The organism is Blautia sp. BCRC 81119 (assembly GCF_003184505.1).
Classification (GTDB): domain Bacteria; phylum Bacillota; class Clostridia; order Lachnospirales; family Lachnospiraceae; genus Blautia_A; species Blautia_A fusiformis.
On the sequence record NZ_QJHD01000013.1, the window covers coordinates 102,387 to 112,070 of the forward strand.

Here is a 9,684-nt window from a genome sequence, read left to right on the forward strand (position 1 = left end):
GTATGAGTGAAAAACTTGAAAAAGCACGTCTTTATGAAATAGAGGAAGCAAAAAATATCCCGCAGGAAGAGAAACCGGCCTTTCATGTATCTGCACCGGTTGGCTGGATCAATGATCCCAATGGATTTTCTGTTTTTAAAGGAAAGGTACATCTTTTTTACCAGTATCATCCTTACAGCCGTGACTGGGGCCCTATGCACTGGGGCCACAGTGTGACGGAGGATATGATCAGATGGGAGCAGCTTCCTACAGCGCTTGCACCGGATCAGGAATATGATCGAGAGGGATGCTTTTCCGGAAGTGCTATTGAAGCGGATGGAAAACAGGCCTTGATCTACACAGGAGTTACAACAGAAAAGCTGCCTGATGGAAAAGAAGAAGTCCGGCAGAATCAGTGCCTTGCCTGGGGTGACGGAAAAGATTATGTAAAGGCAGAGAAAAATCCGATAGTCACCGGAGATATGCTTCCGGAGAAATGCAGCAGAGTTGATTTCCGTGATCCGAAGGTATGGGAAGATAACGGAACATACCATATGCTCGTAGGATGCCGCAGCGAAGAAATTCCTGGACAGGTAGTTCTGTTTTCCAGTAAAGATCTGAAAGAATGGAAATTTGAAACAATTCTTGCGGAGAACTCCACAGGAGAAATCGGTGTTATGTGGGAATGCCCCGATTTCTTTCCGCTCGGGGATAAACATGTGCTGATCTGTTCTCCGCAGCATATGCGTGCAAAAGGGTATGAGTTTCATAATGGACATAATTCCCTGTATTTTACGGGAGATTATGACAGCGAAAAACATACATTTGAAAAAGACGCACCGGTAAGTCTGGACTACGGACTTGATTTTTATGCGCCGCAGACAACCCTTCTTCCAGATGGAAGAAGAGTGATGATCGCCTGGATGAAATCCTGGGATAGCTGTGTGATCAAGGAAAAGCAGAGATGGCAGGGAATGATGACTCTTCCGAGAGAGCTGGAATATCGTGACGGAAAGATCTGGCAGAAGCCAGTCCGAGAAATTGAGAATTATCGGAAAAACCGTTGCTGTTATGAGAATGTAAAAGTGGGTGAGAGCTTAAGCCTTGAAGGCGTCCGTGGCCGAATGATCGATCTGACTGTGGAACTGCAGAACGCAGATGGCATCATGGATGGAAGCAGGAACTCCGGAAATCCAAATCAGGAAGCATTGGATGTGTACAATGAGTTCCGGATCGAGCTTGCACGCAATGAAGAATATACAACGGTCTTTACCTATGATCGAAAAAGACAGATACTGGAAATCGACAGAACCTGGAGCGGGGTGCAGCGTGATGTTGTATGTACAAGAAAGCTCCAGATCACAGATGACAGACAAAATCTGAAGCTGCGTTTTATCCTGGATCGAAGCTCCATAGAGCTTTTTATCAATGATGGAAGCAAAACTGCGACTACCGTGATCCCAACACCAGTGGAAGCAGATGAGATCCTGTTTCACAGTGACGGAAATGCTGTGATCCAGGTTGAGAAATATGATATTGTGTTGTAGAAGCCTCTCAAATATTGACAATTTCTCTATTTTTGTATAACATAGGGGAAGTTGCTTACGCCGGATCAGGAGTTATTCGTATCTCCTGATCCGGCATATATTTACAGGAGAGGAACACAGGAATGTTTTATCAGTTAAAAATCACAAGAAAAGGAACGAAACCGCCGGTATGGAGACGTTGTACTGTTGCGGCTGACGTTACATTTGCAAATATGGCAGCCATGCTTGAAAAACTGGTTCAGTATCCGGCAGGCAGCCTATATGAGATTGAATTTTTTCAGAAAAAAGTACAGATCCGTGAGAACGGTGACGGAGAAGCGAAGAATAATTTCACATTATTAAATGCAGGCGAGACAGAGACTGCAGAGCTTATGGATTCCGAGAAATGGTTTACCTTCCGTCAGTATGGTGCGGATAAGGAAGCTCCGGAATACAGAGTTGATATTGAGAAGAAAGACGAGGGAACAGCAGAAGCTCCTTCTATTGTAAAAGAAGTAAAGGGTGAGGATGATCCGTACTGGACAGAGGCACCAGAGCTGGGATGCACTGCAACAGTTGAAACTGAGGCGGAAACAGCCAAAGCATCGGAAGACATTGCTGCAACAGTAGCGGCAGTAGAGGCAGCAGCCAGAGCTGCAAAAGCAGATGAGGCAGCCACAGGCAGCAGAAGAAATCCTACAGTAAAAGATTTCCTCATGTCCTATCGTAAAGAAGACCTTCTCAGCATTGCAGGTGAGCTTGGACTTCACTGCAAGGGAATGGATCAGGAAGAGATCGCCGCAAAGGTTGCCGCAGAGGTTCTTAAACCGGAGGTTATGAAAGCAAGCTTCCTCGTAGCAGACGATCAGGAGGTACTGGCTTTTGAGGCGGCTATTCAGAGAAAATGCTTCCATGTTGCAGAGGATGAGTGGAATACATTAGAATGGCTGAACGATATGGGCTACCTTGTTTCCTACAGTGATGATTACGCAGAAGTTCCGGCAGAGGTTGTAGCTGTTTACGATCAGATCAATACACCGGAGTTCCAGACACTTCGCAGCCAAGTAAACTGGCTGAAGGATTGCCTTATTATGGTAAGCTATCTGTATGTATCTGCACCGGCAAAGACCGTATATGAGATGTTTAAGCAGAGAAAAGGCTTTGACATCGGATATGACAGCTTCATCGAGCTGTATCATACCATTCCGGAGAAGGCCTGTATCTGTGAGCTTGCGGAGGATCAGCTGATTCTGAAATCCGCACTGGTCAATAACATCTACAAGGATATCGAGAGACGTCAGGGTGGACGGAAATTCTATATTCCGTCTGTAGATGAGATCCTGGATTATTCCGAAAACGGGTATCCAACAAAATCTGCTTCTTACCAGAGACTGGGCAGATTTCTGCTGGATGAGATGAAGGTTTCCGATGCAGTGAAGGATCAGGTACTGTTCTTTATTTACAAAGAATGCTCCATGGATGGCAGAATGTCAGCGATCATGGAAAACCTGAACCAGAAGGGGATCCAGTTTAACGATGAGCAGCTTGAGAAATTTACAAAGCTGATCATGGAGGCAAACAATAACACAAGAATGCTGGAATTCCGCGGTTACACACCGAATGAGATCTCAGGAGCAGTATGGCCGTTTGCCACAGGCAAGCCGCACACTGCAATGCCGAACAGCTTTGTGCCGACAGCAATGCCGATGCAGCCGGCATCTGCAAGAAAAATCTATCCCAACGATCCGTGTCCGTGCGGAAGCGGTAAGAAATATAAGAAGTGCTGTGGAAGAAGATAATTCTGCAGAAAATTTACTGTAATTCCGGAGTTGAAAGTTCCCATAGATCGTTGCGGAGCGACTGCGCTCATGAGTGAGCAGCGAACGCGGATATCTGGTCCGATTTATCGTTTGATGCAGTATCTCCGGAAATACCATACAAATTAATATAAGACAGTTCGTTTGTACCATCCTGTCTATAAATAAAACCAGGGCTGAAGAAGATGTGAGAATCAGGGCAGACTCGTGGCGGGTCTGCCTTTTTTTATTTAAACCGGATCAAGCAGTTATTCGGTTTAAAGCTGCGTAGCGAATGCGGATCGTGAGTATCCGCCTGACATGCAGATCACAGAAGGATCAAGGCCGGGAACCCGGCTTTTTTTATTTATGGAAATATCCGGATGGTGTGACAGATTCAGAAGGAGGAAAAATTTATGTATCAGTTAAAAACAGAAGCAGATTTCGATTCGGCACACTTTCTGTCCGGTTACACCGGCAAATGTTCCAATATCCATGGTCATCGCTGGCATGTGGAGATTGAGATCGAAAGCCGGAAGCTGGAGAAAAACGGCCAGGAGCGAGGGATGCTGGTAGACTTCGGAGATCTGAAAAAGGATCTTCGGGAGCTGGCAGATTCCATGGATCACACGCTGATCTATGAAGAAAATACATTACGTCCGAAAACGCTGGAAGCACTGGATGAGGAAGGCTTTCATCTGGTGAAGGTTCCCTTTCGCCCTACAGCAGAGAATTTTTCAGAGTATTTTTTCAGAAAAATGGAAGAAAAGGGCTATCCTGTAAAAAGAGCTGTTGTTTACGAAACACCAAATAACTGTGCAGCTTACCGGGAAACGGAAGAAGAAACGGAGGCGGTATGGCTATGAGTACCTATCAGGTTGTAGAGAAATTTGTCAGCATCAACGGAGAGGGCAGACGGGCAGGAGAGCTTGCCGCTTTTATCCGGTTTAAGGGCTGCAATCTTCAGTGCAGCTATTGTGATACCAGCTGGGCAAATGAGCCGGGATGTGAGAGTGAAAGGCTGACAGAAGAAGAGATCCTTTCCTGGATCCGTGAAACAGGCGTAAAAAATGTGACACTTACAGGCGGGGAACCACTTTTACGGAAAGGCATGGAGGAGCTGATCGAGGCAATCCTGGAGGATCCATTCCGGCGGGTGGAGATTGAGACCAATGGAAGCGTAGATCTGAAGCCTTATCATATATTAAAAAAACGTCCGTCCTTTACCATGGATTATAAAGCACCGGACAGCGGCATGGAAAAAGAGATGCTCCTTTCCAATCTGGAGCTTCTGGGCAGTGAGGATACGCTGAAATTCGTGGTCAGCAGCCGCAGAGATATGGAAAAAGCTCTGGAAATCCTGGAAAAGTACAGGCTGGTCGGAAAAACGGCAGTTTATTTCAGCCCTGTTTTCGGCAGGATCCAGCCGGTGGAGATCGTGGATTTCCTTATGGAAAAAAAGCTCAACGATGTAAAGCTTCAGATCCAGCTTCATAAGGTGATCTGGGACCCGCAGAAACGGGGAGTATGACAGGAAAACATATCACAATATAACAAGAAATACCGCAGAAAAGGAGAACGCTATGAAAGCACTTGTACTTGCAAGCGGCGGTGTGGATTCCACCACCTGCCTGGGGCTTGCCGTAAACAAATATGGAAAAGAGAATGTAATTGCATTAACAGTAGCTTACGGACAGAAGCACACAAAAGAAATCGAGGCTGCCAGAAAAACAGCAGAATATTACGGAGTGGAGCATCTTTATCTGAATCTGGAGCCGATCTTCCGGTACAGTGACTGTTCGCTTCTGAAGCATTCAGACAGAGAGATCCCGCACGAAAGCTATGCAGAGCAGCTGAAGGAAACCGATGGCTCACCGGTTTCAACCTATGTGCCGTTCCGGAACGGATTGTTTCTTTCTTCGGCAGCAAGTATTGCGCTGTCAAAAAACTGCAGTGTGATCTATTACGGAGCACATGCGGATGATGCAGCCGGAAATGCATATCCGGACTGTAGCAGTGCGTTTCACAATGCGATCAACGAGGCAATCTATCAGGGAAGCGGCGGCCAGCTGAAGGTTGAGGCGCCTTTTGTCAGCTGCACAAAGGCAGAGGTCGTAAAAACCGGCCTGGAGCTGAATGTTCCTTATGAACTGACCTGGAGCTGTTACGAAGGCGGCGAAAAGCCCTGCGGTGTGTGTGGAACCTGTATTGACAGAGCAGAGGCATTCTGGCTCAATGGAGTGAAGGATCCGGCACTTGACAGATAGATCGGATCATAAATATCCGTTTGACCATAGAAAGGAAAAAAATATGAGCAGAGAAAACCTGGAAAAAGAAGGGATCACCCTTCTCGGAAATCAGAAAGTAAAATATCCGGACAATTATGCTCCGGAGGTACTGGAAACATTTTTGAACAAGCACCCGGACAACGATTACTTTGTAAAATTTAACTGCCCGGAATTTACAAGCCTTTGTCCCATTACCGGACAGCCGGATTTCGCGACGATCACGATATCCTACGTACCCGGTGAAAAAATGGTGGAGAGCAAATCTCTGAAGCTGTATCTTTTCAGCTTCCGCAATCACGGAGATTTTCATGAGGATTGCGTGAACATCATTATGAAGGATCTGATCCGTCTTATGGATCCGAAATACATTGAGGTCTGGGGAAAATTTACGCCGAGAGGTGGCATTTCCATTGATCCCTACTGCAATTACGGAAAAGCCGGAACCAGATGGGAGGAGATTGCCTGGAAACGCCTTGCAGAGCATGACATGTACCCGGAAAAGATCGATAACCGGTAGAAAAACTAAAAGTCCCTGTTTTCACTGCGAAAAGCAATGAAAGCAGGGGCTTTTTGTTTAGGTGCCTGACAGCGCAGGTTTATCTTTATGACAGCCGGATGCACTCCGATTCTGTGCCAAACAGATCAGCGATCACATCGTGCACGGTTTCGATCTTATCTGCCATATAGGCCTTTGCTCCGCAGAACAGCAGGCCGTTTTCCACGTCGCCCTTTACGGCGGCGATCAGCTTGTCTGTAATGCAGTAAGGGATCTCGCCGGGGGAACATTTGGCAAGGCAGCGGTGGCAGGGACTGTGCGGGATCTTTTCTCCGGCCATGACGTGCTGCATGAAGGGATTCATAATGGCACGTCCCGGCATACCTACCGGACTTTTTACAATGGCAATGTCGTCCTTTGCGGCGTGGATCAGGGATTCTTTCAGCCGGATGTCTGCGTCACATTCTTCCGTTGGGATAAAACGGGTGGCGACCTGAACGCCGTCCACACCAAGATCAAGGACATGCTTTACATCCTCGTGCGTGGCGATGCCGCCGGCAGCTACTACAGGGATTTCCGTGCCGAATTTTGCGGCATAGCTTTTTACAGTCTGGACGATCTTTCGGATCTCATTGTCGTAGGCTTCCGGTGTATAGGAATCCAGCTCTTCCTTGTGGAAGCCCAGATGACCGCCTGCCTGGGGACCTTCGATCACCACAAGGTCTGCAGTGCGCTTGTACTTTCTTTCCCAGTATTTCAGGATAACCTTTGCAGATTTGTCCGTTGAGACGATGGGGGCAATCTTTGTTTTGCTTCCGCTGACAAGAGCAGGGAGCTCTGTAGGAAGTCCTGCACCGGAGATGATCAGGTCAGCGCCGGCATGGACAGCGGCTTTTACATGAGATGCGTACTCCTTCAGTGCAACCATGATGTTGTAGCCGATGATACCGTCAGGAGAAATCCTGCGTGCTTTTTTCATCTCGGACAGGATAGCCCGCTGGTTGGCTTCTTCGGTATTCCGGTCGAAATCCTTTTCCCGGTAGCCGATCTGAGCGGTGGAAATGATTCCAATCCCGCCTTCCTTTGCAACGGTGCCTGCCAGACGGCCAAGGCTGATACCAACGCCCATTCCACCCTGGATCAGGGGAAATCTCGTAAGTTTATCACCGATTTTAAAATTCTTCATAATGATCAGATCCTCACATTCATTTGCTTTCGTTAAATAATTTTAGTATAAAATAGTTTTATCATCAAAGTATATCATAACAGGGGAATTTGTCAATGTAAATGTCGGTGAATCAGGGAAGTCCTCTGCTTCAATTGCGAATAGCTGTTTGACCAGATTTTGTTAAAATCCACTTTGTTGACAGAACAGAAAATATCAGGCAAATTCACAGTGATATCAGCTTTACAGAAAACTGTAAAGTGAATTAGAGGAAAAGGGAGGAACAGGTATGCGAAAAAAGACGAGTACCATCATGGCCTGGCTGCTTGCGGCGTCCGTGATAGTCACATCTCTGTCAGCGGGAACCGTGACGGCCTATGCACAGGAGGAAATGCCGCTGGCGGAAGCCGGAACCGTGACAGAGAGTGCGGAAGAGTTTGGCGACAGCAGTGACAGCATTGCAGATATTGCGGAAGAGGGCAATATTGAAGCTAAAGAAAAGGGTGAGCTGACAGCATTATGCTGTGTAGTTTCACCCTTTTTATGTGTGATGAAATTTTTAAACTGTAAAGCAGTAGGCTGTGTCCGGAATCCCTCTGGCAAAATCAGAATTTAAACAGATTCAGACCGATCTCCTGATTGAACTCACGGCCGATCTCTCCGTCGATCACCTGGATTTGGATCTCGGCAGTAGCGCTGATGATGGCACGGTTCAGATGACCGCCGTGTACATGGCCTTCCTCGTCACCGGCTGCGATATGGAGATGAAGATAAACGTCACCGTCTTTTCGGGTAACGGTACCGGTAAGTGATACGATCTCAAACGCTCCCTGGAACTGAATAGAGTGGTATTCCTTTGTCACTGTGTTGTATACGCCTGCAGTGAAATCATTGATGGCGCCAAGGCCTGTGACCTGTGCAAGGCGGATATTCTCTTTTTTTGCAACCTTGCCGATCTCCTCCAGGATCTCTTCCTTCGGATCAAGACGAAGATAGATCGTGTTTCCAAAACGTCTGTATTCCATGATAAAAACCTCCCTTTGTGTGATATTTGCCATAAACAGCGGCGGATGTTTTTATCCGCTTGTCAATAAGTATAATACATTTTAATTTTTTACGGAAGGCCAGGGAAAGAGAATGCCGGAGTCTCATGTCTGTGCGAGAGATTTTTTTGACGTCTGCTCTTAGCATTGGAGGCAGGCGGGGATACGTTTGAGGTTTCGTTAGGTGGATGTGGTTGAGGAACGCCAGAGGAAGGTGGCATCGCTCCGGGAGTGGATGCAGTCGGGGATGTTTTTTGAGGTTTTGAGAGGTGGATGTGGTTGAGGGACGCCAGAGAAAGGTGGCATCGCTCCGGGAGTGGATGCAGTCGGGGATGTTTTTGAGGTTTTGAGAGGTGGATGTGGTTGAGGGACGCCAGAGGAAGGTGGCATCGCTCCGGGCAGGGACTCCGTCGGGGGATACTACTAGGGCTCCGTGAGACGGCTAAAAGCATTGCGGCAGGGCCAGAACTCGCCTGCGGCTCAGACAGCAGACCCTGCCGCAATAACGCCGTCTCTCGCAGCCCAAGTAGTAATCACCCCTCCTCCGCAGCAGCCCGGCCCGATGCCACCTTCCTCTGGCTGACGCTTCCAGCCGACAGGAAAAAACATGCGGGGGATGAAAGCGGACTGGGCGTCCTGTCCTGAAATGTCAGACTGGTACAGAATATTCCTATAAGTATCGAAGAATACAGAAACGGGATCGGCCCAGCGTATCACCATAAATATCGAAGAATACAGGAACTAGATCGGCACAACGTTCCATTCTGAGTACCGCAGCATACAGACAAAAGTCAACAACGCAGCACACACAACAACACAGAACTCCTTCCGTGCCCAACGGGGTGGGAGCGCGAGGGAGGGCGTTCGGGCTGCGGAACTCTGAGATCGCCTTCCCTCGCACTTACCGCATTGAAAATGCGACCGGCGTAGCGCCATCCAGCGAAGAGTCTTATTATAAAAAACAACACATATAAAATAATAAACAGGAAGATAATAGCATAATGGATGAATGATAGCAGAAAAGAAATTGTCCTATAAAAACAAACTTCCAGGAAAATCTAAAAAAATTGAAATTTATGGTTGACAAGCATAACTCCCAGTGGTATTATAACTGAGCTGTCGCAAATAATTGTTTTTGAAAAGCAAACAATTAAAAAGAGTTTCAGAAAAATGAAATTCACAGTTGACAAAAGACAGAAGATATGATAAAGTATCCAAGTCGTCAACGAAACGACAACAAAATCTTAACTCAAAAATGTTTGAAAAAAACTTAAAAAGTGCTTGACAAACAAAAAGAGATGAGATAAAATAAACGAGCTGTCTGAGAGACAGACACAACAAACCTTGATAACTAAACAGTGAAACACATACGATTCTCGAAAATTTCTTTA

The 9,684-nt window shown here is 46.8% G+C and carries 9 protein-coding genes; 7 read left to right on the forward strand and 2 right to left on the reverse strand.

Annotated elements, in window-relative coordinates; all coding sequences use genetic code 11:
- Window positions 1-2: 2 nt before the first annotated feature.
- The 6 genes from DMI82_RS09900 to queF all read left to right on the forward strand — a co-directional run bounded on the left by DMI82_RS09900 (window position 3) and on the right by queF (window position 6,106).
- Window positions 3-1,526, forward strand: coding sequence for a glycoside hydrolase family 32 protein (locus DMI82_RS09900; protein WP_110103178.1), 1,524 nt, complete (start codon window positions 3-5; stop codon window positions 1,524-1,526).
- Window positions 1,527-1,648: 122 nt separating this feature from the next.
- The gene (locus tag DMI82_RS09905; protein ID WP_110103179.1) at window positions 1,649-3,304 is read left to right on the forward strand and encodes a YecA family protein; all 1,656 of its coding nucleotides are present in this window, start codon (window positions 1,649-1,651) and stop codon (window positions 3,302-3,304) included.
- A gap of 413 nt (window positions 3,305-3,717) precedes the next feature.
- The gene (gene queD, locus DMI82_RS09910; protein WP_021652906.1) at window positions 3,718-4,167 is read left to right on the forward strand and encodes a 6-carboxytetrahydropterin synthase QueD; all 450 of its coding nucleotides are present in this window, start codon (window positions 3,718-3,720) and stop codon (window positions 4,165-4,167) included.
- Window positions 4,164-4,832 (forward strand): putative 7-carboxy-7-deazaguanine synthase QueE, encoded by a 669-nt coding sequence (queE, locus tag DMI82_RS09915; RefSeq protein WP_021976185.1) that lies wholly within the window; start codon window positions 4,164-4,166, stop codon window positions 4,830-4,832. Before queD ends, queE begins: the two co-directional genes overlap by 4 nt.
- A 19-nt stretch (window positions 4,833-4,851) precedes the next feature.
- On the forward strand, window positions 4,852-5,568 hold the full coding sequence (gene queC, locus DMI82_RS09920) for a 7-cyano-7-deazaguanine synthase QueC (RefSeq protein ID WP_278308644.1): 717 nt from the start codon (window positions 4,852-4,854) through the stop codon (window positions 5,566-5,568).
- A 43-nt stretch (window positions 5,569-5,611) separates the two neighbouring features.
- A complete protein-coding gene (queF, locus tag DMI82_RS09925) occupies window positions 5,612-6,106 on the forward strand; it encodes a preQ(1) synthase (protein ID WP_059086405.1) in 495 nt (164 codons plus the stop codon).
- An 85-nt stretch (window positions 6,107-6,191) separates the two neighbouring features.
- Here queF and DMI82_RS09930 read toward each other — a convergent pair whose 3' ends face one another.
- Window positions 6,192-7,271: an NAD(P)H-dependent flavin oxidoreductase gene (locus DMI82_RS09930; RefSeq protein WP_021652910.1), complete on the reverse strand. Its 1,080-nt coding sequence runs from the start codon at window positions 7,269-7,271 to the stop codon at window positions 6,192-6,194.
- A gap of 268 nt (window positions 7,272-7,539) precedes the next feature.
- On the opposite strand from DMI82_RS09930, the gene DMI82_RS09935 reads away from it, so the two are divergent.
- A complete protein-coding gene (locus DMI82_RS09935) occupies window positions 7,540-7,866 on the forward strand; it encodes a hypothetical protein (protein WP_110103181.1) in 327 nt (108 codons plus the stop codon).
- Here the strand turns inward: DMI82_RS09935 and DMI82_RS09940 are convergent.
- Window positions 7,856-8,275, reverse strand: coding sequence for a PPC domain-containing DNA-binding protein (locus DMI82_RS09940; protein ID WP_110103182.1), 420 nt, complete (start codon window positions 8,273-8,275; stop codon window positions 7,856-7,858). The two genes, DMI82_RS09935 and DMI82_RS09940, sit on opposite strands and share 11 nt — an antisense overlap.
- Between the last annotated feature and the right edge of the window lie 1,409 nt (window positions 8,276-9,684).

Excerpts from the sequence above, each read along its gene's own strand:
- DMI82_RS09900 (WP_110103178.1), top strand. The coding sequence starts at position 3 with ATGAGTGAAAAACTTGAAAAAGCACGTCTTTATGAAATAGAGGAAGCA.
- DMI82_RS09905 (WP_110103179.1), top strand. The coding sequence starts at position 1,649 with ATGTTTTATCAGTTAAAAATCACAAGAAAAGGAACGAAACCGCCGGTA.
- queD (WP_021652906.1), top strand. The coding sequence starts at position 3,718 with ATGTATCAGTTAAAAACAGAAGCAGATTTCGATTCGGCACACTTTCTG.
- queE (WP_021976185.1), top strand. The coding sequence starts at position 4,164 with ATGAGTACCTATCAGGTTGTAGAGAAATTTGTCAGCATCAACGGAGAG.
- queF (WP_059086405.1), top strand. The coding sequence starts at position 5,612 with ATGAGCAGAGAAAACCTGGAAAAAGAAGGGATCACCCTTCTCGGAAAT.
- DMI82_RS09930 (WP_021652910.1), bottom strand. The coding sequence starts at position 7,271 with ATGAAGAATTTTAAAATCGGTGATAAACTTACGAGATTTCCCCTGATC.
- DMI82_RS09935 (WP_110103181.1), top strand. The coding sequence starts at position 7,540 with ATGCGAAAAAAGACGAGTACCATCATGGCCTGGCTGCTTGCGGCGTCC.
- DMI82_RS09940 (WP_110103182.1), bottom strand. The coding sequence starts at position 8,275 with ATGGAATACAGACGTTTTGGAAACACGATCTATCTTCGTCTTGATCCG.